At 45.5% G+C, this 24,446-nt stretch carries 20 protein-coding genes; 17 read left to right on the top strand and 3 right to left on the bottom strand.

The features are described 5' to 3' along the window. The first annotated feature begins 130 nt into the window (after positions 1-130). The 4 genes from cdaA (at position 131) to glmS (ending at position 6,353) form a co-directional block, all read left to right on the top strand. Entirely contained in the window at positions 131-964 is an 834-nt protein-coding gene (gene cdaA, locus ACFSX3_RS33070) for a diadenylate cyclase CdaA (protein WP_209991754.1), read from the top strand. Next, on the top strand, positions 957-2,411 hold the full coding sequence (locus tag ACFSX3_RS33065) for a CdaR family protein (protein ID WP_209991755.1): 1,455 nt from the start codon (positions 957-959) through the stop codon (positions 2,409-2,411). Before cdaA ends, ACFSX3_RS33065 begins: the two co-directional genes overlap by 8 nt. Before the next feature lie 112 nt (positions 2,412-2,523). Next, positions 2,524-3,864: a phosphoglucosamine mutase gene (glmM, locus tag ACFSX3_RS33060; protein ID WP_209991756.1), complete on the top strand. Its 1,341-nt coding sequence runs from the start codon at positions 2,524-2,526 to the stop codon at positions 3,862-3,864. Between the two features lie 656 nt (positions 3,865-4,520). Next, positions 4,521-6,353, top strand: a complete 1,833-nt coding sequence (gene glmS, locus ACFSX3_RS33055; protein ID WP_209991757.1) for a glutamine--fructose-6-phosphate transaminase (isomerizing) — start codon at positions 4,521-4,523, stop codon at positions 6,351-6,353. A 516-nt stretch (positions 6,354-6,869) separates the two neighbouring features. Here the strand turns inward: glmS and ACFSX3_RS33050 are convergent. Then, a complete protein-coding gene (locus tag ACFSX3_RS33050) occupies positions 6,870-7,964 on the bottom strand; it encodes a hypothetical protein (protein WP_209991758.1) in 1,095 nt (364 codons plus the stop codon). A gap of 322 nt (positions 7,965-8,286) precedes the next feature. On the opposite strand from ACFSX3_RS33050, the gene ACFSX3_RS33045 reads away from it, so the two are divergent. Together ACFSX3_RS33045 and ACFSX3_RS33040 are read left to right on the top strand one after the other, a co-directional pair. Beyond that, entirely contained in the window at positions 8,287-12,009 is a 3,723-nt protein-coding gene (locus ACFSX3_RS33045; protein WP_379313804.1) for a YecA family protein, read from the top strand. 384 nt (positions 12,010-12,393) lie between these two features. After that, the gene (locus ACFSX3_RS33040; RefSeq protein WP_379254890.1) at positions 12,394-12,657 is read left to right on the top strand and encodes an AAA family ATPase; all 264 of its coding nucleotides are present in this window, start codon (positions 12,394-12,396) and stop codon (positions 12,655-12,657) included. 119 nt (positions 12,658-12,776) lie between these two features. Here ACFSX3_RS33040 and ACFSX3_RS33035 read toward each other — a convergent pair whose 3' ends face one another. Beyond that, positions 12,777-13,685 (bottom strand): AraC family transcriptional regulator, encoded by a 909-nt coding sequence (locus ACFSX3_RS33035; RefSeq protein WP_209991759.1) that lies wholly within the window; start codon positions 13,683-13,685, stop codon positions 12,777-12,779. A gap of 180 nt (positions 13,686-13,865) precedes the next feature. Here ACFSX3_RS33035 and ACFSX3_RS33030 point away from each other — a divergent pair, with 180 nt between their 5' ends. The 6 genes from ACFSX3_RS33030 (at position 13,866) to ACFSX3_RS33005 (ending at position 18,420) form a co-directional block, all read left to right on the top strand. After that, positions 13,866-14,603, top strand: coding sequence for an SDR family oxidoreductase (locus ACFSX3_RS33030; RefSeq protein ID WP_209991760.1), 738 nt, complete (start codon positions 13,866-13,868; stop codon positions 14,601-14,603). Positions 14,604-14,681: 78 nt separating this feature from the next. Next, the gene (locus ACFSX3_RS33025) at positions 14,682-15,275 is read left to right on the top strand and encodes a chloramphenicol phosphotransferase CPT family protein (RefSeq protein WP_209991761.1); all 594 of its coding nucleotides are present in this window, start codon (positions 14,682-14,684) and stop codon (positions 15,273-15,275) included. Positions 15,276-15,345: 70 nt separating this feature from the next. Continuing rightward, positions 15,346-15,714 carry a VOC family protein gene (locus ACFSX3_RS33020; protein ID WP_209991762.1) on the top strand — a complete coding sequence of 123 codons (369 nt, stop codon included), beginning with the start codon at positions 15,346-15,348 and terminating at the stop codon, positions 15,712-15,714. A gap of 178 nt (positions 15,715-15,892) precedes the next feature. Then, entirely contained in the window at positions 15,893-16,768 is an 876-nt protein-coding gene (locus ACFSX3_RS33015; protein ID WP_209991763.1) for a copper amine oxidase N-terminal domain-containing protein, read from the top strand. Between the two features lie 252 nt (positions 16,769-17,020). Continuing rightward, a complete protein-coding gene (locus ACFSX3_RS33010; protein WP_209991764.1) occupies positions 17,021-18,130 on the top strand; it encodes a WG repeat-containing protein in 1,110 nt (369 codons plus the stop codon). 41 nt (positions 18,131-18,171) lie between these two features. Further along, a complete protein-coding gene (locus ACFSX3_RS33005; protein ID WP_209991765.1) occupies positions 18,172-18,420 on the top strand; it encodes a hypothetical protein in 249 nt (82 codons plus the stop codon). Positions 18,421-18,528: 108 nt separating this feature from the next. Here ACFSX3_RS33005 and ACFSX3_RS33000 read toward each other — a convergent pair whose 3' ends face one another. Further along, the gene (locus ACFSX3_RS33000; RefSeq protein ID WP_209991766.1) at positions 18,529-19,905 is read right to left on the bottom strand and encodes a hypothetical protein; all 1,377 of its coding nucleotides are present in this window, start codon (positions 19,903-19,905) and stop codon (positions 18,529-18,531) included. Positions 19,906-20,087: 182 nt separating this feature from the next. Between ACFSX3_RS33000 and ACFSX3_RS32995 the strand changes: the two genes are divergently transcribed. The 5 genes from ACFSX3_RS32995 (at position 20,088) to ACFSX3_RS32975 (ending at position 24,350) form a co-directional block, all read left to right on the top strand. Continuing rightward, the gene (locus ACFSX3_RS32995; RefSeq protein ID WP_209991767.1) at positions 20,088-20,753 is read left to right on the top strand and encodes a VOC family protein; all 666 of its coding nucleotides are present in this window, start codon (positions 20,088-20,090) and stop codon (positions 20,751-20,753) included. A gap of 208 nt (positions 20,754-20,961) precedes the next feature. After that, positions 20,962-21,708 carry an SAM-dependent methyltransferase gene (locus ACFSX3_RS32990; RefSeq protein WP_209991768.1) on the top strand — a complete coding sequence of 249 codons (747 nt, stop codon included), beginning with the start codon at positions 20,962-20,964 and terminating at the stop codon, positions 21,706-21,708. Positions 21,709-21,916: 208 nt separating this feature from the next. Further along, positions 21,917-22,474 carry a hypothetical protein gene (locus ACFSX3_RS32985; RefSeq protein ID WP_209991769.1) on the top strand — a complete coding sequence of 186 codons (558 nt, stop codon included), beginning with the start codon at positions 21,917-21,919 and terminating at the stop codon, positions 22,472-22,474. A 174-nt stretch (positions 22,475-22,648) separates the two neighbouring features. Then, entirely contained in the window at positions 22,649-23,584 is a 936-nt protein-coding gene (locus ACFSX3_RS32980; RefSeq protein ID WP_379258576.1) for a metal-dependent hydrolase, read from the top strand. A gap of 25 nt (positions 23,585-23,609) precedes the next feature. Continuing rightward, positions 23,610-24,350 carry a DUF5071 domain-containing protein gene (locus ACFSX3_RS32975; RefSeq protein ID WP_209991771.1) on the top strand — a complete coding sequence of 247 codons (741 nt, stop codon included), beginning with the start codon at positions 23,610-23,612 and terminating at the stop codon, positions 24,348-24,350. The last annotated feature ends 96 nt before the right edge of the window (positions 24,351-24,446 follow it).

Below are 24,446 nucleotides of genomic sequence, written 5' to 3'. Positions count from 1 at the left end.
ACAGGTTCTGCAATTTACCAGCCGCTAAACTTGCAACCGGAGGCGGAACGTTATAACCTAGAATAAGATTCAAGCTTAACAGACAATTTACATAAACCCAGCTAATTTGAAATGACGGGGGTTTTCGGCCATGAGCTACTTCACTGACCTTACATGGAAAGAATCCATTAAAGATATAATCGATATTCTAATTGTCAGCTACATTATCTATAAAGTGCTCAATATGGTGCGCGGGACGCGGGCAGTTCAGCTGCTGAAGGGGATTCTGGTGCTGGTCGTGATCTGGGGCGGCAGTACGCTCCTCGACTTATACACGCTGAAATGGCTGATGAACCAGATGTTTACGTTCGGGGTGTTTGCGATCTTTATTATTTTTCAGCCGGAGCTGCGGCGGGGGCTGGAACAGCTGGGCCGGGGCAAGTTCTTCGGGCGGAATGCGGAGAGCGATGAGGAGATCAGCAAGTTAATCGGTGAAGTGATTAAAGCCGTGAATTATTTGGCTGTCCGCAAAATTGGGGCATTGATCGTATTCGAACGGGCCACGGGGCTCAATGAATATACGGAATCCGGGATCGCCATGCGCTCTGAGGTCAGCTCCGAGCTGCTGATTAATATCTTCATCCCTAATACGCCGCTGCATGACGGGGCACTGATTATGCAGGGAAGCCAGATCGCGGCGGCGGCCTGTTACCTGCCGTTGTCCGAGAATCCGTTCATCAGCAAGGAGCTGGGAACCCGGCACCGTGCCGCCATCGGTATCAGTGAGGTGGCAGACTCGGTGTCTGTAGTCGTCTCGGAGGAGACGGGGCAGATCTCACTGGCCATTAATGGACAAATTGTCCGGGATATCAAGGAAGAGTCCCTGATCTCGAAGCTGCACCAAGAGCTGAGTGCAAGCAGCTCGCCCCTGATGGAGAAGAGCTCCGCTTTCTGGAAACGGAGGGGGAATAAAGACAATGGATAAATGGATGAAGAACAACAACTTCAACAAGATCCTTGCCCTGGCTCTAGGGATTATTCTGTGGACCATTGTGCATGTGGATACAGCGCCAGCGTACCAGACTACGGTTAATACCGAATCGAAGACGATTGAGAATGTCAAAGTGGAGATTGAAGGCTTCGACAGTGAGAATTATGTACTGACCAAGGATGTGGATAGCGTCAGGATGGAAGTAAGGGGCAAAAAGTCCGATCTGACCTACAAGTTCTCTGATGCCTATCGTGTATGGCTGGATCTGAAGGATGTGAAGCCCGGCGATAACACGCTTCCGCTGATGTATTCGACACCGAGCGGTGTAACCCTGGATGATATGGTCCCGAATCAGGTGAATGTGCATATCGAGGCGCGGACGACGAAGTCTTTTCCCGTCTCGTTGAATATTACAGGAGAGCCGGCAGCAGGCTATGAAGTAGGCAGTCCTGTGATTGACCCGGTATCCGTAGAGGTTACTCTTCCGGCAAGTGATCTTGGGCGGGTAGCGAAGGTGCAGGGGAAGGTGGAGCTGGAGGGGCAGAATGAGACTTTTAGCGAGAAGAGGCTGAAGCTCTTTGCTCTGGACAGTAAGGGGAATGAGCTGGAGGATGCGGTCATTGAACCCTCTACAGTAGCGGTAGAAGTGCCTGTTACCCTCCCGTCCAAAACCTTGCCGCTGGACATCAGCTTCACGGGCAGTCTGCCGAGTTCACTGGTGTTGTCCAGGGTAACGCCTGAACAGGACATGGTAACGGTGTACGGCAGTGCAGAGACCCTTAAGACCTTATCCTCGTATGAGGCTGTACTGGATCTGAGTGCTATCAAGAATGCGGGCACAGAGCAGATGAAGCTGGAGCTTAATCCTCCGGAGGGTACAGGCAAGATTGAACCTGCGGCAATGACCGTAGCGGTCTCTGCGGCGGAGATTACGCAGCGGACCCTCCCGGCCATCCCCATTAAGCTGGAGGGCGTCAGCAGCGGGCTGACAGCTCGTATCTTAGACCCTGGAAGCGCCGCTATGGATCTGACCCTATCAGGTGCGCCAACACTGCTGGACCAGCTCGACCAGGATAGCATCAGTGTAGTTGCAGATGTCGGGGGGCTTACGGCTGGTGTTTACGATGTTACGCTGCAGGTGTCGCTTCCCCGGTTCATTACCCTGCAGAATGCCGCCTCGCAGCTTGTTGCGAAGGTGGAGCTAGTAGCGCCTGCTGCTCCGGCCGCGACTGCCGTGCCAGACAGTAGCCCTATCCCGACGCCTACGCCGGAGCCCAGTGCTGAGCCTGCATCCGGGGACGAGACACTTGTAGAGCCAACCCCGGAGCATACCGGCGAGATTATAGAGGAGACCCCGACGCCGACACATATTCCGCCGGAGACTGCTGAACCAACGCCGCCCGCAAGCGGCAATAATGCCGACAGTACGGGCGGAACGTAACTTTCCGGGCATGTGCGAGTCTATTTATATGCACCTGACATACACGAATTATCGAATCATTCATACTATAATTTATTAAGCTGAAGCAGCGTATTCAAAAGGAGAAAAAAAGATGGGTAAGTATTTCGGAACAGATGGCGTACGCGGGGTGGCTAACCGTGAATTAACAGCAGAAATGGCCTACAGTATTGGACGCTGCGGGGGATATGTGCTGGCAGGAAATGTGGAAAAGCCTAAAGTGGTCATCGGGATGGATACACGGATCTCCGGTCCGATGCTGGAATCGGCACTGATTGCCGGGTTATTGTCTATTGGTGCGGATGTAATCCGACTGGGTGTAGTATCTACACCGGCTGTTGCTTATATTACAAGATTGCTACAAGCGGATGCCGGAGTCATGATCTCTGCTTCGCATAATCCGGTGGAGGATAACGGGATTAAGTTCTTTGGGGGAGACGGCTTCAAGCTGACTGACGAGACGGAGCTGCGGATTGAAGAGCTGATGGATGCGGAGCAGGATGAACTGCCGCGTCCCGTAGGGTCAGGTCTCGGCACGCTTCGGACAGATGATGAAGCGAAGTATCTGTACCTGGAGTATCTGAAGACCACCATCGACCAGAGCTTCAAGGGCACGAAGGTGGTGCTGGACTGCGCACACGGCTCAGCCTATGAGCTGGCACCACGATTGTTCAAGGAACTGGGCGCGGAAGTGATTGCCATTGGGGCAGAGCCGGACGGGCTTAATATCAATGACGGCTTCGGCTCCACACACCCGGAGACTCTGCGTGCAGAGGTGCTGCGGCATGGTGCGGATCTGGGACTTGCTTTTGACGGAGACGCGGACCGCCTGATCGCTATCGATGAAAACGGCGACGAAGTAGACGGAGACTTCATCCTCTGCATTTGCGGGGATGCGATGAACCGTGCAGGGAAGCTGAAGGATGGCACTATTGTATCTACAGTCATGAGCAACATCGGTTTCTACAAGGCGACAGAGAAGCTGTCGCTGAATACAGCGAAGACTGCGGTCGGCGACCGTTATGTCATGGAAGAGATGCGCCGCGGCGGCTATAATCTGGGCGGGGAGCAATCCGGCCATGTGATTTTCCTGGACTATAATACTACAGGTGACGGAATTCTGACTGCGATTCAACTGGTGAATACCATGAAGTCCTCCGGCAAAAAGCTAAGCACATTGAAGTCCATGATGACTAAATATCCGCAGGTGCTGGTTAATGTGCGTGTGCAGGACAAAACCAATTATCCGAACAATCCGGCCATTGAGGCCGCGATCATAGAAGTGGAAAGCAAGCTGGGCGACAACGGGCGTGTCCTGGTGCGTCCTTCGGGAACCGAGCCGCTGATCCGTGTAATGGCCGAAGGGCCGGATAAGGCAGAGCTGGATCTTTTTGTAGGGCAGATTGTTGAAGTGGTTCAGCGCGAGCTGGTCTAATCACTCACTGAAGTAGCAGGAACGGTAGCCGGTGGATGGATCAATCCGATTCGTTCACCGGCTGAATTATTAATGAGGTCATGGCTGTTTGGAAAAAGCATGAAATGGATGAAAAAGGTTTTCTTCGCCACATCGTTGCAAAAACGGGTTGAGGTGCATATAATAGACTAAGTGTCATTCCAGAAGGAAAGCGGGGATCGTAAGGTTATTGCAACACAAGCGCCAGAGCTTGATCATGCGCGGGAGAGAAGGGAGGACCGGTGGCTGCGTAGTAGTGCAGGACGGTCTGAACGGATCACGGCAGATGTAAGCTGACGAGGTGGAGGTGTTCGAAATGTTCGGCGGGGACCTCCCGGTGATGCACCAGAGCCGTAAATGGAAGCGGAAAATGCGAGGGCGACCTTGCACACAACGCTTTTGTGGGTGCTAACTTAAAGATGTACAAATCATGGGTATGCGCATTTGCAGGAACGCAGACGGTTCTGCCACGGCAGAGGAGAAGACTGTGCATAATCGTGACTAACGATGTAATTGACAGGTTATCATGTTGGGTGTAATGGACAACATCATATTTGCTTTTCTTCAAAACATGCCGCACGGCACGTTTCTTTCCTCATGCGCGCCTAATTACGATAAATTGGACGGAGGAAAATATAATGTGTGGTATTGTAGGATATATTGGTAATCAGAATTCGCAGGGGATCTTGGTAGAGGGACTTAAGAAGCTGGAGTATCGCGGGTATGATTCCGCAGGTATTGCCGTGTTCACCACAGAAGGTCTGCAGATTGTGAAGGCACAGGGACGTATGGCGAATCTTGAATCCCGTCTGGACGCGACTCCGCTGACAGGCAGCGCTGGCATTGGCCACACCCGCTGGGCTACACACGGCAAGCCATCCGATGAGAACTCTCACCCACACACAGATAACACTCACAAATTCTCGGTTGTTCATAACGGGATTGTTGAGAACTATCTGGACCTGAAGGAAGAGCTGATTGCCGGAGGAGCCATCTTTACTTCCGAAACGGATACAGAAGTAATCTCCCACCTGATTGCCCGCGAATATAATGGGGATATCGTTAAGGCTGTGCAAAAAGCGATCACTTACATGCGCGGAGCGTTCGCGCTGGGTGTTCTGACTGAATATGAACCGGATAAACTGGTAGCTGTACGTCAAGCCAGCCCGCTGATTATCGGTCTTGGAGAAGGCGAGAACTTTATCGGGTCCGATATTCCTGCACTGCTGGAATACACCCGCAACGTATATATCCTGAACGACGGCGAAATGGCTGTATTGACACGGGATGCTGTCGAACTGATGACGATTGAAGGCAACTTTATTTCTCGGGAAATGATTACTGTCGATTGGGATGCGGTTACCGCAGAAAAGGGCGGTTATGAGCACTTCATGCTGAAAGAAATCCACGAGCAGCCTAAGGCTTACCGCGATACAATGCGCGGTCGGATGAATGCGGAAGGCAACAAGGTTATTCTGCCTGAGCTTAACCTGACAGAAGAACAAATCAAGAACATCCGCAATATCCAAGTGGTAGCATGCGGTACTGCTTATAATGCCGGTCTGGTTGGACGTAACCTGATTGAATCCTTGGTGCGTATTCCTGTAGAGAATGATATCGCTTCTGAATACCGTTACCGTTCGCCAATCGTAACACCGGAGACACTGGTTATCGTAGTCAGCCAATCGGGCGAAACTGCAGATACACTGGCCGCTCTTCGTGAAGGTCAAGCAAACGGAGCCCATGTGCTGGCAATCACTAACGTAGTAGGCAGCTCTATTGCCCGGGAAGCAGACAGTGTACTGGTTACGCTGGCTGGTCCAGAGATCGCTGTAGCCTCGACCAAGGCTTACACTTCCCAGCTGATCGCATTCACTTTGCTGGGTCTGTATCTGGCTGAAGTACGCGGCACACAGTCTGAGTCTGAAGTTACCAAGATTTTGGCCGCTATGCAATCTCTGCCGGAGCAAGTAGAAGTCATTCTGGGTCAAAGAGACGCGATCAAAGCCTACGCCGAGCAAATCGCTGAGCACAAGCACCTGTTCTTCATCGGCCGCGGCGTAGATTACGCTGTAGCTCAGGAAGGTTCGCTGAAGCTCAAGGAAATCTCCTACATTCACTCCGAAGCCTATGCTGCGGGTGAACTGAAGCATGGTACCTTGGCACTGATCGAAGAAGGCGTTCCGGTCATCGCTCTGGCGACTCAGGAATCCGTGCTGGAGAAGACCGTCAGCAACATTAAAGAAGTTAAGGCTCGTGGCGCCCATGTCATGGCTATCACTCACGAAGAGCACAAAACCGACCTGCTCCGCTCCGTTGACCAGGTATTCGTAATCCCTCAGACCCTGCCGCTGCTGACTGCTGCACTGTCTGTAGTTACCCTGCAGCTGCTGGCGTACTATGCATCTCTGGCCCTGGGTCATGATGTGGATAAGCCAAGAAACCTGGCTAAGAGTGTTACTGTGGAGTAAGGGATAGGATTGGGTAACTCAGTTGTCCGGTGATAAAAAGTTGGGAACCAGTAAAGAAAGTCCGGAACCAATGTTAAAAGTGTGGAACCAGTAAAGAAAGTATGGTACCGTATTACATCATGAGCCGTCCTGCATGTTGAGGACGGCTCATTTTTGCGTATATTCTCAGTAAAAAATAAAGATCTAGACTGAAAAAAGAAAGTAATTAGAAAAGTGGACGCTTCTTCATTAAGCTAACGGGCGGATAGTTTAAGATTAATCGCGATGAACAATATCATAAGTGAGGCAAGTTTCTCAGAGGAAAAACTTGCAGAAGTCTGAATTTTCAGCATGATAATTGTAGGAGTGGGTTAGGCCACAATCCGGTTAGATGGATACGTAAATAGCTTTCTCTTAAGTTTTTACATAGTATAACTATTAGGGAGAGAATATATTCTGAGATATAGCAATCGCCCCTCTTCGAATATACTTCTTATTATCCGACTTAGCTAAGTTATCATATAAGCCTCTAGTTATTTATTTTCCTGATGAGAACTCTTCTTTATTAATTATGAATGTTTTTCCATCTTCAACATCAATTTCATTAACAACTTTGTAGACTCGATTATTACTCAAGGAATCTATTTCAAATTGAATAATCACAAAGTTTTTCCCTAATTTCAAGAAATCAAATGAATTAATTTCATATTTATAATCATAATGGCTCCTATCTGGTAGGTATGCTTCGTTCAAACCTTTATTCATTTCTTTATTCAGGAAGTTAGCCATAGAAGACGATGCTTTCTCTGAAATCTGCTTCTCAGTCACCTCTATAAATGAACGTTTGAAATCTAGTTTGTTTACTTCTACCTCTTGGGTAAGAACAGCATTATTTCCTTTATCATCTGTAGAATAAAAGCTCAGGATCACTTTCTCTGGAATTTTGTTTTCAAAATGAAACTTAATTGGTACTGTTTTATCATTAACAAAGTTAATTATAAAACTGGGTTTTTGTAAATTGCTCATAGCAAGAATCAAGATGCTTAACATAAGATAAGCAGTAAACATCCACGCGCCTATTACTTTCCAGTTTTTCCTCACGTATTTTCGCAGTTTTACTATTCCTTTGCGTAGTTCTTTTCTAAATTTCTTGAAAAATAATGCAATTACGAAGGGAACTACAACTAAAAATGTAATGACAATAACAAAACGATTTTGAAAGATCAGCCCAACAGTTAATATGAATAACAAAGTAACTATCATTGAGATGCCTGCATATAAGGAAGAAAATTTGAACAGGGAAGAATAACTTTCGTCTGCCCTATTGACATTTTTCCTCCTCGTTACTCCCCTTTGCGTATAGTTAAGGGCAGAAAATTCGCAGTAAGAATAGTAAATTGCGCTTACTAGAACTAGGCATCCGGTAGAGAGCATGCAAGTTACAATAATGTGCTCTATTGAAAGAGGAAATTTCATATACATTTTGGTAGAGAGAATGTTAATAGCAAGCATTAAAAGCTTATAATAACCGACTCCTAAAACGCCAATTACAGTAGTTACAAGAACTAATCTTCCTGTTCTTTCTCCAAAAGAAAGATCTTGTTGGTTGTTCGCATTTGAATTTCTCCTCATATTACTTTCCTCCTGAATTTATGTATAAGCGTATTACGTAGGAACTTATGTTTGGTTTCGTTTCAGAATTATTATATAATTATTGTACTTACTCGTTGTCCATACCGCCTAAGTCGTCGAAGAAAGTGGAAGTTTTATTCGATTAATATACAAAAAAAATATCTTGATAGGATTGTTTTATACTCTTTTATTGAGGTGAAGATGATAATTTTTTAAACAGCCATTAGAAATTGCGTTCAATATAATTGATTTAGGAGCCCATCTGAAGATAAGTTAATTCTGGTTGTCCTATACCTAAGTAAAATGGCGGGAGGCTTTGGAAATGGCGATTGGTCGTAATGATTCTTGTATTTGTGGAAGTGGAAAGAAGTACAAAAAGTGCTGTATTAATAAACCATTAAGGAAAGCTTCAAATACAAATACGGTCCTGATTGATGAGTGTATTTCTGATTTCGAATATATTGAGGCTACCTCCAAAGAGCTTGAAAAAATCATATCCCTTTATACCATTGATGATGTCACCAGAGCTATATTTTGCATCAATTCTTGGGCCGATAATCGTTCGGCGTTAGCACAAGCATTAACACTTAACCATTCATTAAGTAATACTACAAAGTTCGGTAATCGAAATATTAAGCAATATTCCGAATTCAAAGAGTTCTTTGATGCAATTTCTATTTATTTGCCTATTACCTATAGAGAAGATTTGACACTAAATGACTTTGGTGAAGTTAAAATAATTGTTGATGGTGAGACTTATCCAGTAGTAATTGGTACTGGTCACGAACAGGTATATGCTGTAATGAATTTTCTTCCTGAGTTAGCCGAAGTTCTTGAAATGAAAGGTGAACTTAAGGCTGTATTGCATTATAACCAAAAAATAATAAATATGCTGACTGATAGTAACATATCTTCTCCTGGTGAAGATTATGATATCGCATTTGAGATGCCCTCAGAACAATTTTGGGTAGCAGCGAATTCTCTGTTTAATTCAAAAGAGTTTGTAGAACTTTCTAAGCATGCATTTCAAATAATGGGATATCAAAAATGTCCAATTGAAATGCGTCATTTCTTCGTTTATAAGAAAGAATATTACCCAATTTATAATGCATCAATTCTGGTCGATTTGTACAAAAAGCTGCTTTCTTTGGCAACAGCAAAAGAATTCCAACACCATATCAGCTTAACATGGGGGAAATCAATAGAAAATACTTTCAACTTTTCAAATAACGATCGTTCACGAGTTCTAATTGCACCTAGAATTTTTAATAAAGATACAGGGAAACCATTTACAAATAACCGTTTAGCATTTATGGCTGTTAGCGAAGGTAGAGTGTTGGTTGCAATAGATAAAGGTGACTTTGATAATCTTGAAAGCGTTGACGCTGAAATCATGGCATTTAATTTATTGCATGAGAGCAATCAGCTGCGACTTTGCGAGACATATTACAGGAAAGAATTAAAAGGGGGGTATGCATTTGATGTTTTGGCCGAGATGCCGGTTCATTTTTTGCTAATAGAGCCATTCACCGATATTACAGCCCATGGGGTATCTTTGGGTGAAGATGGAGAGTTATTTTCATGTTCTGCTCTAGATTTGTTTTATATGTTAGGCTTTATGGAGGATTTTAATGAACTGATAGAATTCATAGAATATGATAGAAAAGAAAAAGCAGAAATAATGATCATAGGTGGTAAAAGCAATCTGTTTTTTACGTGGAAAAATGCGCATTATCATATTGCATCAGGCGCAATTGAGTACAATTCAATTTCTGTTTCATATGGAAGTACAGATGAGTATGTTTATGAGTGCTTTACTAAGGACCTTATGAATTATCCGTTCAATTTACAATCCAAAATGTTTGCTGATCCATATAGTTGGAAAGTTAAGGAGAGTGAATGGGGTTATTCACATATTGAACATAAAGGTTGTTTAGGTTTTGGCGGTGAAGTTAAGAAAATTGGCCCATCCACGTTCCTTTTTCTAGCCCAGAATGTTGAATTTTTTATAGAAGAAGATTTCTCAACGAATAATCATACAGCGCTGAGAACAACTAATGAGTTAAATCAGCGTCTTTTTAATAGATATGGCGAAATACTTGCTGGATTCCCAATTCTATATTCTAAAGTGCTTCAAGTTATGTTTATGCCTATGCATTACGCAAAAAAAGTTGACCATTCTGGTTTTACCATGAATAGAAGCAAGAAATATGTATATAGTGATATTTATATTGATACAGACACAATAATTATTCGATATGCTGTAAATCAAGAAGACCTAATGTTTGCTATGATGAATGCTGGTGATAAAAGTGTAGAATCTGCATACTTTTTGGAGCTATTAGAACCGCTGAGAGAACATAATCAGTCTTCCTTTTCAGAATTAGAGTCGGTTGTTATTAAAGATTTTTCACTAAAAAAAGAAGTGGGCGTTTTTACTATTGAACAAGACTATTTTTACTCTGATATGGCTATTAGTGTTCAATCAGAAGCACATAACTTTGTGAAAGTAAGGAAAGAAATTGCAAGAGTTTGTTTTTCAGCAGGGGCAGAGCCAGGAGAGTATTCTGGAAAATCAGCAACTCGTGTTATTAGAAGAATGCAAACATCCATCGTAAAAGTTTTTGAAGATCAAATCTCTCAATACAGCAAAAAGCATTTACACAATAAAGTTTTAAACTATTACACTACTCAATTACATGGAATAATTGTTAATCGCAAGCGCTATTCAAGCTTTAATAATTTAGATCCTGTTGTTCAAGAAGAATTTGAGCAGAAAACAAGGAATATCCGAGAAGAGTTTAGACGCAATTTAAGAACGGCCCAGTATTTATTAGAAAGTAATCTTGCAATTCAACATCAGGATAATAATTCCGAGTGTAAAAAAGATGAATTTGAAAATCTTTTAGCTTTTGCTGACTGGCTTGTTGTGCTACAAGACAATGCTGATACATGCCACTTTACCGATTTCGATGTATTAATTCAAATTGATGATGAGTACAAGGTCGATAATATTTTTTCTGAAATTGGAGTGCTACAGTATGAGGAAATACTTCGTCGTAAGTATGAGCAACAAGATTACCCAATAAAAAATGATGAAACAGATAAGGAATATCTGATTCAATGTGCAAGTGCCTTTTTCATAGATACCGGAATAGAACTGGGTATGCTGATCTCATTATTCGAATATTTACAGTTAAAGGTTTTGGAAAATCCTTTTGTTGAAGAAATTTATCCAAATGTTTTTCAAGCCCAACCAGATAAATTAATTAGTGACTTCCTTACACTTTTTTTAGAACTTAAAGATGATGATCAGAAAAAAGCTGAGAATGCCCTGAATTTTATAACATTAGATTGCAATAAATTAAAACTCCTAAATGGTACAATTCATGATATTTTACCATTTTGGGATCGGGAAAAACGTGATAACAGATTTGATGTTAAGCCTGTAGTAATGCAAGATGGTAAATGTACATTTTCACCTGTTTCTATTAAACAATTAGCCACGTATTGGAAGAGTGGTTTTTTAGAATGGTATATTCCTTTTGAGATAAACATGGAAAATGTGAAATTAGTACTCACGAAATGGAAAAAAAGATATGAAGATGAAATGGTACAGGATATCGCTAATGCCTTTCTAGATAAGGGCTTCTATCCTGTTTTTCCAGAATTAGAACTGGCATCAAGATTTCCTCAGAATGAATTTCCAGATAACTTAGGTGACTATGATGTTATTGCTGTAGATAAATCCAAAAAAGAAATTTGGCTGATCGAGAGTAAGGTGCTTCAAAAAGTAGGTTCTATCTATGAGGATCAAATGCAACAAAAGAGCTTTTTCTACCAACACAAAGACGATGAGAAATTTCAGAGAAGGATTAACTATATAAAGAATAACCTTAGTAAGATCATAACTGCATTAAAATTGGATGCGTTGGACTATGAAGTTATCCCTTATATGGTAACTAACAAACTATTTACCTCTAGGTACAAGAAGCTTGATTTCTCTATTATTTCTTATCATGAATTAATGACACGTATTAAATAGACCGCAAAATGAGAAGTATTATGGAAACTAATTCTCAAATGCTTGAATGTCTTTTTCTAATAAAGTAATTTGCTGAACCCAAATAAGTAGAGGCGAGCCGCACATTATATTTTCCTATTTATCAAGTGCACTGGCAAACCCTATAAAATCAACAAAATTGGGTCCATAGATTTTTATAACCCGACAAGTATATCTTGAGCCGTCCTGAGAAATTAGGGCGGCTTATTTTTTTGATGGGAAGATACAAATAAATAAACCAACTTCATCGTTAAATCCGGTAGAGTCTGCTATGATGTGTAAACGATTACATCCTGCGGGGCCTAAGGTAGTTAAGGTATCATCATTATCAAAAGACAGTAGGCATAGAACGGTAAATAGATTGTCATGAAGGAGGAAATCCATACGCTGTATATATTCGGCGGGTTGCCGGGCACCGGTAAGTCTACATTAGCATCAGCTTTAGCAAGCGAACTTCGGGCACCGTATCTTCGGGTTGATGTCGTAGAAGCCTGGCGTAATGTAGCGGAGTCTCTAGGAATTCCGTTTGTCGAAATCAAAAGTGGTCTGTTCGGACGAATGTACACACAAGCATCGAATTACGACTCGTACAACGGATATTCCCGGCTTTACCCTGCCCACTTGGAGTGAGGTGAAGAACAGACATTACGAGGCTTGGGACCGTGACCACATCGTGATCGATACAGCGCATCAAACCGTGACAGAAAGCTGGATGTCGTTGCGTGAACAGCTAAGTCTGAAGAAGTTAGCTACTTCGATAACCCAAGAATCCCCTGGACATCCGACACCGGAGGTCTACCATACTGGCGGGCGTATTCGCGGCTGAATTGGGAGGGGCTCTCATAGCCTACTCGGAAGGCGGCATCGGAGGCTTGGAGGGACTCGGTCAGCATGAGGCGGCGGGCTTCCTGCAAGCGGATGACCTTCTGGTATTGCAGCGGGCTCATGGCGGTGACGCGCTTGAAGTGCTTGTGGAAGGCGGAGGTGCTCATATTTACGAACTCTGCAAGCTGTTCAACGACAAGGGATTGATCGTACTGCTTAGTGATCACTTGGATAGCTTGAGCAATCCGGTGCGCATGGCTGCCGATGATGGCGAATTGATTCAGGTGGGAGCCTTGGTCGCTTTGAAGAACGCGATAAAGAATTTCACGGATAATAAGTGGTGCCAGGACAGGAATATCCTGAGGTGTGTCGAGTAATTGGATAAGCCGCACGATGGCTGCGAGTAAGTGCTCAGAGGTTCGGGCTACAGTGAGCCCAAGACGCGTTACATCCGGTACAAGGGTGGAGTCATTCATTTCTTTTACAATTTCCAGGATGGTGCCGGGATCGAAGCTTAGCTTGATGCCCAGAAACGGATGCTCAGGCGAAGCCGCGGTAATTCTCCCGTTAATCGGCAGCTCGACAGAGGTGACTAAGTACGTTGATGGATCGTAATGATAAGTTTCGCTGGACAGGGTGGCTGCTTTGGCTCCTTGGGCAACGACGCAGATCGATGGCTTATAGACAGACTCCAGCGGTTTTGCTACATCTGTTGCGTGCATTAACTGCAAGGAAGGAATGAGCGTCTGGTGGGTGCCTGCAGATGGAGCATGGCGTAGGATGAGCGCAGCTAATTGCTGTAAAAGCGGTCCGGTCCGCAATGTATCGTCCAAGTTAGCTGCCTCCTTTTCATGTGGTCATAAGGTTTGCTGTTATCATAGCGGGTAAAAGAGAAATAGGCAAGAAGTGAACAGGTCTGTTATAACGAAATACTCTTCGATTGCTTTACAATGAATCCATAAGGCCAACAGAGTTTTACCTGGCTTAAGCGAGATTAAGGAGAGTGTTCGTGAATGAGTCTGAACGAAAAAGTAGCCATCGTCACAGGTGCATCAAGGGGTATTGGAAGACAAATCGCCATTCAACTGGCCGGGTTAGGAATAAAGGTGGCTGTCAATTATTCATCTAACCGGGGAAAAGCGGACGAGGTCGTGCAAACTATTAAGAAATCTGGCGGGGAAGCGATAGCCGTTCAGGGTGACGTAAGCAATTTGATTGATGTGGAAGCACTATTTGCAGCGACGTTTGGGCAATTCGGGCGTATCGATATTTTGGTGAATAATGCCGGGATTATGGAATGCGTACCTATTACGGACGTAACGGAGGAGATGTTCGACCGGCACTTTGCTGTAAATGTAAAAGGTACTTATTTCGCTTGCCAGCAAGCGATGAAGCATATGGAGCAGGGCGGAACGATTATCAACTTCTCGACCTCTGTATCGGGTGCAATGCTGCCAAAATATAGTGTCTATGCTGCAACCAAAGGGGCAGTCGAGCAGTTAACCCGCCAATTAGCGAAGGAATTCGGAGCGAAGGATATCGTCGTGAATTGCGTCGCGCCAGGGCAAGTATCGACGGAGCTATTCCTCAATGGGAAATCTGATGAGCTGGTGGATTCTTTCCGGCGGATGAATGCTTTTGGACGGCTTGGAGAGCCCGAGGATATTGCAAATGTGATCGACTTGCTCGTCAGTGATAAGGCCCGATGGATAACAGGACAGACTATTCGTGTTAATGGTGGATTCAACTGATACAACTGATGAGTCACCTCCTCTAACGCCTATGGTTTATAATGGATGAAAAGGAGGGGACGAAATGAATAAAGGCATGTGCTTGTTCTGAATGGAACTTCAAGCTCCGGGAAGACTTCTATCTCGGCTGAGCTTATAAAACAGAAAGAGATTCCGTTTTATCATGTGTCGATTGATGATTTTTTTAATAATTATAATGATTTCATTAATCATAAATTTCCGGATGAGCCTGTACGGGAAATAGACCATCAGGTGGTCTCGGAAATACTGGATGATTCCATATGCTCGGTGTTCTATTCGACGATTAAGCTGTTATCGGAAATGGGCTTCAATGTCATCGTGGATACCGTATTCGACAACGATAAGAGATTTAATGAGTTTTTGGATCATTTTGCTGATCGGATTACGCTATTTGTTGGTGTCCTATGCTCCCGGGAAGAGCTTATCCGAAGAGAGCAGGCCAGAGGGGACCGGCAGATTGGTCTAGTGGATGCCCAGTTCGACATCGTCTATCGTTTTGATGAATATGACCTTGAAGTGAACACGGAAGAGCTGACTCCGGCAGAATGCGCCGAACAGATCTTTAACTATATTAAGTCCAATCAGGAATACTCGGCATTTCAGAAATTGCGCAAAAGAGATGGTAATCTTAATAGAACGCTACTGACATAACGTTGTCAGGAAGGGTGGGTATAATGAAGACTATATTAACCTACAAACGCGAATATTAGGAGGCTATATTATGTCAGTCATTGGACCCGATTTCATCTCTCTTCAGGTAAGCGATCTTGAAGGCTCTGCTGAATTTTATCAACACTATCTTGGACTCGTCCGTTCGCAGGCGGGCCCGCCTCATGCGGTGGTTTTTGACACAAAGCCTATTGCATTTGCACTTCGTGACCTCATGCCGGGAGTCGAACTCAGTAGGGGGACTCAGCCTGGACTTGGTGTTGCGCTATGGCTCTATGCCCCGGATACGCAAGACATTCACGATAAACTCGCAGCAGCAGGCGTGAAAATCACATCCGCACCCATCGACGGCCCTTTTGGACGTACCTTTACCTTTGCTGATCCGGACGGTTATTTGATTACTCTTCACAGTAAAGGCTGATTAGTATAACAGTAATACCATGTTACTCTAAGTAATTTGCTCCCCATATGGTAGACAGGTTGAACCAATAAATCCTGTTGCTAAATGGGGAGTTTTTGTTTCACCGAATTCTATTTTCTTAGAGAAATCAGATGCGTGAGAGTAATTTGTGGTGAATTATTTAAGAGGAGGAAATATTATGATAAAAAAATGGACAATTGCATTGCTTTCATCAGCATTTCTTATTCTACCTTTAACAACTGGGTCTAGTTACGCAGCAGAGGCACAAACATCTACAACGATTAACAATGGTCAAATAAACAACGGACGAGTCTTAATTCCCTTACGTGCTGTCTCCGAAAATCTTGGCGCAAGCTTGGAATGGTTTCAAACAGATAAAGTTGTTAAAATCAAAAACGGCAATTCGACGATATGGCTTGCAGCAAATTTCAAACGTGTGATTGTTGAATCTGCTCCATCAAGTGAAGCTACAGATACACCATCACGAAAATATGTTGATTTGGATACTGCAACACAGGTCATTAAAGAAACAACTTATGTCCCTCTTCGTTTTGTTAGTCAGTCGTTAGGGGCAACGGTAGTGTGGAACCAACTCTCTAAACAAGCAACAGTAACAGTGGGCAACAAAGGATTGGTTGTTAATATGGAGCCCCCATCTGTTCAAATTCCGGAAAAGAACAAAATTTCTGAAGCACGTTTGAAACTTCTATCAGATAAATTAAATCAAGTCTCTAATGTATCTTCAATTAAAAATGTGAATTCAACCCTCAAACCGTACTTCACGGATAGATTAATGAAGTTTATTGTTCAGAACAAAGGATTGAAAACAGCGGGTACTTATGAAACGCCGGTCACTTCACCCATTTATACCAGTAAGAATTCTGCCACACTTTCACAGTCTGTGATAGTGGCGAATGGTCTTACAGGTGAAGATCAATATGCAGAAGATCGGACAATCTCGCTAATATTCGCGAACGGAACTTGGAAGGTGGACAGCGTCATTAAGGGGTCTAGAGTTCTGATTTCAGGATTCTCTGATTATCATCCACAGTGAGCAGGCGGTATCCCGCAGCACACAAGTGATTGTGGTCCTCATGCTCATTGTACCTTCAGCCGTCATGGCCATTTCAATGATACATGCCGTTTGGCTGTGGCGCTATACTGATGTAATGCTCAGCGTAGGTCGTTCCGGCGATGCCGCCTGGGGCAGCCCTCTTTTTTCTTCCAAATAATGCACAACAAAACCGGTACAATCGCCGTCTATACTAAAGAATGGAAAATAGCCTCTAAGGAGAGTGAACCACAGGTGTTTAAAAAGCTGGCTTTAACCCTGCTAATGACGACGATGGTGTTCAGTGCAAGCGTAGCGGGTCCATCACAGGATAAGACTCAAGCCGCCGGTGCGGGCACTGTGCAGGCGAAGACGGCCGATCCATTGTATCCGATTGAAGTGAACGGGAAATACGGCTTCATCAACGGCAAAGGTACGGTAGTCATCGAAGCTGTGTATGACGGATACGGGTATTCAGGAGTGCCTGGAGGAACGCTGTATGTCGAGGACCACGCGGCTAAAAAGCAATATTATCTCAGTTCGGCGGGCACCAAGCTGTTTGAATACAAGCTGAGGGACGCCGGCATTCTGTATAATGACCGCGCGCTGTATACAGCAAAGATTCAACTTGCTAGCGGGGCTACGGCGACCCGGTACGGGTATATAGATAACCAAGGCAAGGTGGCCATACAGCCATTCTACGTCCGGGCGTTTAATTTCTCTGAAGGTCTGGCCTCGGTAAATGTGGGCAAAGCCTCAGGATACATTAACACGAAGGGCAAGCTAATCATTCCGTACCGGTACAGCTCGACGTCTGATTTCTCCGAAGGCATGGCAGTCGTTAAGCTTGCCGTTGGCGGCAAATACGGCTATATCGACACCACCGGCAAGCTTCGCATCACGCCCCGGTATGATCACGCTACACTGTTCTCCGACGGGGCGGCAGTCGTGTATGTGAACGGCAAATATGGCTACATCGACAAAGCAGGCAAATACCTGATGAAGCCGCAGTTCAGCATGGCGCAGCCGTTCTCGGAAGGACTGGCGTTCGTTGAGCGCAATGGAGTCTCTTTCTATATTAATAAGAAGGGCGCCAAGGTCATCCAGGGATTCACTGCCGGAGGTTTGTTCAAGGGTGGCCTGGCTCCAGCCAGTCCGGGGCAGCGGTACGGCTATATTAATACCTCCGGCCGCTACGTGGTCAAGCCGCAACTCTATTGGGCGGATTCGTTTAAGGGCGAATTGGCGGAAATCACCCTGCTGGTTCCAGATACACGTGAGGAAATCAGAGGGTATATGAACCGCAGCGGAGCCATCGTCTGGCCGCCGGCTTCCGAGCTTCCGGGCGGAGTGGTGAAACCGTAACTAAATCAATTCACCAAGAGTAGAGGAGGCAATAATATTCCATGGGCAACAACTTATACCGAAAACTAGGGGCAGCCTTTCTGATTGCTGCCGGGTTAATCTACACTATCGAACGTGTAGGGGCGTTGATCGCCCGCAGTCATGAAATTAATGCGTTATACCAAGCGCAAATGTTCGATGTCCAGCCTAAAATCCATATCGCAGGCTTCTTCGATAATATCTTTGTGCCAATCCTTACGTTAATTGGTGTGATACTATTCGTATACGGTTTTCCGAAGAAAACAAGATAGTCCATCCCAAAAACGGCGGCAGCTATTCCTGTGAATGTCTGCCGCCGTTTTGACTGCGATAACGGTAAAATAGGTAATGAAATCTGGAAAACTTGGGGAGAAGTATAGTCAAAAGGTATACACAAGATCCTTAATATCAGCCCAGGCCAGCGTTCCATCCGGCATCCAGCCCAGCAATGTGCCTGCGGATACGAACGTGAAGGTCCGCTCCTGTGTGTCGTACACCTGAATGGCGCCTGTGCCGGATTTGAAAGCTGCGAATCGGTTGTCGGGTGACCACTTCAGCCCGGATAGCAACAGGTCATTATGCGGCTGCCGCTCATGTTCCTTGAGATCTTGCTTCAATGGGTCCGTGATCCGCTCATCCTGCATAACCGAAGATGCCCCGTTTCCGGTGTTGTAACGGATTTGGCCAAGCGGATTATGCTCATCTCTGTCTGCCGGAAGAATCAGATGTGAGTCATCCTCCCAGGCCAGTGAGTACACGAACAGAAAGCCATCACTGTGGGAGATGAATGCAGCATTCTCCCGCGAATGCAGTATTTTCCCCTGCTGATCCAGCACCGTTAAGTCTGCCCCGGGGCCAATGAACTCGTCATGTGCGGTTAATACGGCTATTCGCTTACTATCAGGCGAGGAGGACATGCCGTAGACTGGCTTGTTGAACACATGAAGCTTCTTACTGGTGAAGCCCTTCAGGTCTACCCGGTACAGCGTCTTATTGCCTGAGATCATATAAGTGAAGTCCTCATAGAAGCGGTCAGAATACATCTCATGGTAACCGTAGTCATTACCGTAGGCATCCTTCTCCTGAGCAAAAACCGGAATCTCCAGCGCCTCGCCTGTCAGGGCGTGCACCAGATGGTGCTTCTCCTGCCCGTAGAACAGGTAGGAGGGAGCCACCGATTCCCGGGTCTGGACCGGCTTGATCCAGCCCGTGTTCCAGGCAGGTACTACGCGCCTGGTACCAGAAGTGACGCCCTGGAACAGCAGGCTGCCTTCACCGTCCCCAGCTCTGATCACTACCGTGTTACGGTAGGGCTGTTCCGTGCTGGCATACTTGCGCCCGTCTACAGTAACGGCTTCATCCAGGTTGAATGTCCCGGACCAGACGCTGTTCTCATCCAGATGCAGGCGGATTTGGACAAAGCGCGGAGACTCCCATTCCAGCGTGTAACGGAATTCGGTCTCGGGATCACTGGTCTGTAGACTATTTTTCAGCGCTTGCTCCAATGATTTCTGGTCGATATCAATGTTGGATTTCACCTGCACCAATTGTCCTCCGCCGATAATTCGCAATTGCTCAATGTAGAGAAGCGGCTCCTCCATGCTTGAAGATGCTGGAGCGGAAGGTGTGGCTGACATAGCCGTGGGTGATACTTCAGGCTGTGAGGAAGGGGAAGAGCCGTTCACACCGGCCTTGTCTGCCCCCTGACACCCTGAGAGCAGAGCCGCCGCCAGCACAATTGCTGCCATATAGCGCATACATAAACCTCCTGTTGTGTTCAATTGTCCTATTGTTTTCAGAGAATAGATAGATTTTCCATATTGTAATGGACGCGGATGCTGCACAGAAGTTGCAGATGCGGGTTTGACTTCAAAACGTTGCTTGGCTACCATGGAAGCAAAGGTCTGGCTGTTATGCCGACAAATAGAGGTGATTCTAAATGATAAAAGCAGTAGAGATGCAGACCCCTGCCCTAGAAGAAATGAAAGACTTTTATCTGAATACTCTTGGGTTGACGCTAGTTCAGGAACAATCAACATCCTTCAGTGTACAAGTGGGAGTGTCCAGCCTAACCATCAAAAAGTCTGATCCAAACGGACAACCGAAGTATCATTTTGCATTCAATATCCCTGAGAACCAGATAGATGAGGCGTTGCGCTGGATCACTCCGAAGGTCCAGATTATTCTGAGCCAAGGACAGGAGATTGTGCACTTCGAGTCTTGGAATGCAGACTCCATCTATTTCTATGATCCGGCAGGTAATATTGTAGAGCTGATTGCCCGGCACAATCTGAACAATTCCGCCAATGAGGTATTTTCCCCAGCCAGTCTGTTATGTGTAAGTGAGATCGGGCTGCCTGTACCCGATGTAGAGGAGGCGCTGCTCAAGCTATCCCGGGTAGGGATTGTTCCTTGGCAGGATTCTAATAGCCAGTTCGCCGCCGTAGGTGACGAGCGTGGGCTGATTATTGCTGTGAAGCAAGGCCGGATCTGGTTCATGTCTGATCAGGAGGAAGCCTATCCGCATCCGCTAACTATTAAGACGGACGTCTGTGAGATTACGCTGGATGATTCAAAGGGGATGCAGGTCAAGGAGCTTCGTTAAGGCTAACTGTATAGAATGAGTAAAACGATTCTTTCTTTTGACTTCCCGGCTCCGAATGTCTACCCTGAAGTTACATAATAAGGAAAGCGAGTGAGCTTATGAATAGAAGCGCTGACAGGCTGAACATTGTCATTCGGGACACGGAAGGGGTTAAGCTGTCACGCCAATTCACTTCCGTGTAGGTACAACAGATACGGAGGGATAGTTTTTGAAGAATACGCAATCAGGCTTTGAGTACAGTGGGGATTATTATGAAGCCATCGGGGATTTCATGCGGGAGCAGTATTTGACATTCGGTTTCGCCCAGGGAACGATGCAGGAAGTAGACTTTTTAATGGAGTTAATGAATCTGCGGCAGGGTACCCGCACCCTGGATATTGGCTGTGGTCCGGGTCGACATAGTCTGGAATTGGCCCGGCGCGGAATTAGAACAGTGGGCGTGGATATTTCTGCGGAATTTATCAGGCACGCGAATCGAGAAGCTGCGAAGGAAGAGTTACAGGCAGCATTTCTGGTGGCGGATGCCCGCGAGTTAACGTTTGATCAGGAATTTGATGGTGCGATTTGTCTCTGTGAAGGGGCTTTTGGACTGGCGGGCAGTGAAGAGAGTCACCGGAAGGTCCTTAGAGGGGTGCAGCGGGCGCTGAAGCCGGGTTCTCTATTTGTTCTTACGGTAATTAATGCACTTAACTTAGCCCGGCGTATACAGGATGAGTCGTTATTTGATCCGTATTCCTGCACCGTAATTGATAAAGAAGAGGTTCGCAGCCCCGAGGGTGAATCCAAAGAGGTTTTGATTTACACTACCGCTTTTACCTTCCGTGAATTGCAGATGCTGCTGGATAGTGAAGGCTTCGCAGTAGAGGCTGCATATGGTTGTAGCCCAGGACAATTCGGGAATCATCCTTTACAGCTCGGTAGTATGGAGATTATGATGGTTGCCCGCCGTAAGTAAATAGTAGTGTGGTAAATAAGCAGCGGTAGCCGGGGCTCTTAAGGGAGCAGGGCTGCCGCTGTATTTTTATCAGCACCCGTTTTATTTAGTTTACTGGACCTGAAAAGAGCTTCAAAAAAGAAACTGAGTTGAGAAGATTATGCAACTTTTGGAAGAGCAGTTCAGTCTATTATGGTGAGGTGACAAAACAACAAGTGGAGGATATTCCATGAACTACACAGGGAAAGTCGTGATTATCGGCCTGCTGTTTGGTGTTTTATTAGCAGGATGCAGTCAGAATGAAGATTCGCCTTCAAATTCTTCACCCACTCCTGCAACTGAACAAAATCAGAATGTAAATTCCGCCAATAATGAAGGTGAAGGAATGGCAGAAGCAGAGCCCCTATCTTATACAGCAGAACAAAAAAATGAAATTAGTGAAGCTGCTAAGAAAGCCGGATTAGATAAAGTCTACATCCCTACAGTAGGTTTAGGTAGCGATGATTACATGGATCGTGTTGAAGTTAAAGACAATCAAGTCCGTATTGTATTTATTCGTGGTGCAATCACTCAATCCACAGAAGAACTTAAACCAACTAACGAGATTGTTTCGACTAAAAAAGTTGAGCTTTCTAAAGATGTATCTGGGGAGTGGATTGCTCAAGAGAATAAAGTACCGTATTTATACTTTGAGAAAGACGAATTGTATTTCAGTATGAGTTCAGCTAAAACCTTTTCTCAGGCTGATTATGAGAGAGCAGTTGCTTCGCTTAAACCATTACTCTGAAAAAAGAAGATGTGGACGGATTGGTTTCTGACAGTGCACATTATCCAAATTTGTACTGAGTTTAAGTGAGCTTTGTATAGCAAATGAACCTTTTCCCCGCTCCATTTGTTTATAAATTGCCAGACTCTGAGCAGTGAAGCTTAACAACCAAAGCGGAGGGGATTACAGGTGTCTATGATATTGGCTATGCATATTGCTACACATCTGCTTACGGGCAGTTTCATTGTATCGATGGTGCTCATGCGCTATGAGATTTCTTTCAGGGAAAAGATTGTTCTGCTCGGACTAACCTCATTCTTGGGAATTGTGCCGGATCTGTTGGGGAACAGGTATGTATCTCCTTGGTCGCATTCCATTATAGTCATGGGGTTGGTTATGGTTCCGATTGTGTTCCTGTTCAGGCTGCTGCTGAAAAAATATTCGTATATCCACCTGTACCTATGTCTTGCGGGGAGTGTGCTGGGTCATATTCTGGTGGATTATTTGGGACATGGGGTCCATTTGGTCTATCCGCTGTCCAGCGAAGCTTATACCCTGCCCCTGATCTATCTCGGTGATCCTACGGTTTGGGTACCTCTGTTACTAGGTGTAATGGGTTTTGTGCTTCCGCTGTCGTTGGGCAGGAGACGGGTGCTTAATACGGGCTGTGCTGTGTTTATTGTCCTGTACCTCAGTCTTAAGCTTGCCATGCTAATGCAACTGGAACAAGGGCTTCCGCGTAAATTCACTCTCACTCCACTGGCAGCCGTTCAGGTGTATCCGCTCGGGGATTATCAGGTTCACAAGCTGAGTGATTTTTGGAAAATGGGATTTGACGTCATCGACTCCCAGCGAAGGGTGCTTGGGGTGTTGCCTGTCTTGGGCGGAGAGGTCCGTTTAGACTTGAATATGATCTTTGCCGTTAAGAGTGACGTTGTCCGCAGCAATTCGGGAAAAGACGGGCTGGAGCAAGTATACCGGAAGCTACCTGCCGGGGATGAGGCTTCATTTGAAGTGATAGAGGAGAGCGGGGAAGGGCCTGCCGGAGAGATTGTTGCACGCGACCAGGAGGAGAATCCCCGTTATTTTATCTATAAGGATGGAGAGTGGCAGGAAAACGCGAAGAAGTAGACTGTTGCAGAGAAGGGGACAGCACGTGGAGGATATCAATGCACTTATTCAAAAGCTAGACTGGGACACAGCTGAAGCCGAACAAGCGGAGGCTATTCAGAAGCTTCAGGACATCCAGGATGAGGAGCTTCATCTATTGTTGCAGCCGCTAGGCAAAGAGTATTGGGGCGGAGCGGCGGAGGTTATTGTTAAGCTGGGCTATCCCCGCGTGAAGCCTATCTTGCCGGGACTGCTTCAGTGGATTCAGGACATGAATTGGCCGGGCTCACGCCGGATTGCTACTTTGTTGAGAGAGACCGGTGATCCGGTGATCCCCTATATTCAAGATGTGTTCAGGAATCAGAGTCAAGATGAGGAATGGATGTACTGGATATTCGAAATGATCATCGATTACTGGAACAAGGACCACATCTCTCAAATTCAGGAGGAGCTAATCCGGCTAACTGAAGGAAAAACAATTGCTCTGAAGGCCTTGCGGACGCTATGGGTCCACCAGATCTATCCGGGAGAAGCCGTTCTACTACTATTAGAGGACAAGAAGCAGAGAAGCCTCACGGAGATCGCCCAGCTGGAGAATACGTATCCCGGCATCGATTGTGAAGCGCTGCAACGAGAATTCAGTGAAGGGATCTTCAAACCAGGATTATCCAAATCTTATGTGGAGCAGCGTCGGGAAGAATTCAGCTTCTGTAACCGGAAATCCAGTCTTCATGACTTCTTAAGTGAAATCGAGGAGCTTGTAAGTAAGGTGTCAGGCTCCGAGTAACACCACGCGCTGAAGGATCAGTCAGGCAATGCTCCGGCCTGAGGATAATCTTAATGCAATCTTAATGTCTTTGCGTAATCCTTAACGCTATATTAA

Source organism: Paenibacillus rhizoplanae, from assembly GCF_042684125.1.
In the GTDB taxonomy this organism is placed as follows: Bacteria; Bacillota; Bacilli; order Paenibacillales; family Paenibacillaceae; genus Paenibacillus_AQ; species Paenibacillus_AQ rhizoplanae.
This window is presented reverse-complemented; position numbering and strand designations above follow the sequence as displayed.

Coding starts and splice junctions, on each gene's coding strand:
- ACFSX3_RS33045 (WP_379313804.1), top strand. CDS start 8,287: ATGGCGATTGGTCGTAATGATTCTTGTATTTGTGGAAGTGGAAAGAAG.
- ACFSX3_RS32980 (WP_379258576.1), top strand. CDS start 22,649: ATGATATTGGCTATGCATATTGCTACACATCTGCTTACGGGCAGTTTC.
- ACFSX3_RS33015 (WP_209991763.1), top strand. CDS start 15,893: ATGATAAAAAAATGGACAATTGCATTGCTTTCATCAGCATTTCTTATT.
- ACFSX3_RS33050 (WP_209991758.1), bottom strand. CDS start 7,964: ATGAGGAGAAATTCAAATGCGAACAACCAACAAGATCTTTCTTTTGGA.
- ACFSX3_RS33020 (WP_209991762.1), top strand. CDS start 15,346: ATGTCAGTCATTGGACCCGATTTCATCTCTCTTCAGGTAAGCGATCTT.
- ACFSX3_RS33005 (WP_209991765.1), top strand. CDS start 18,172: ATGGGCAACAACTTATACCGAAAACTAGGGGCAGCCTTTCTGATTGCT.
- cdaA (WP_209991754.1), top strand. CDS start 131: ATGAGCTACTTCACTGACCTTACATGGAAAGAATCCATTAAAGATATA.
- ACFSX3_RS33065 (WP_209991755.1), top strand. CDS start 957: ATGGATAAATGGATGAAGAACAACAACTTCAACAAGATCCTTGCCCTG.
- glmS (WP_209991757.1), top strand. CDS start 4,521: ATGTGTGGTATTGTAGGATATATTGGTAATCAGAATTCGCAGGGGATC.
- glmM (WP_209991756.1), top strand. CDS start 2,524: ATGGGTAAGTATTTCGGAACAGATGGCGTACGCGGGGTGGCTAACCGT.
- ACFSX3_RS32995 (WP_209991767.1), top strand. CDS start 20,088: ATGATAAAAGCAGTAGAGATGCAGACCCCTGCCCTAGAAGAAATGAAA.
- ACFSX3_RS32985 (WP_209991769.1), top strand. CDS start 21,917: ATGAACTACACAGGGAAAGTCGTGATTATCGGCCTGCTGTTTGGTGTT.
- ACFSX3_RS33030 (WP_209991760.1), top strand. CDS start 13,866: ATGAGTCTGAACGAAAAAGTAGCCATCGTCACAGGTGCATCAAGGGGT.
- ACFSX3_RS33000 (WP_209991766.1), bottom strand. CDS start 19,905: ATGCGCTATATGGCAGCAATTGTGCTGGCGGCGGCTCTGCTCTCAGGG.
- ACFSX3_RS33040 (WP_379254890.1), top strand. CDS start 12,394: ATGAAGGAGGAAATCCATACGCTGTATATATTCGGCGGGTTGCCGGGC.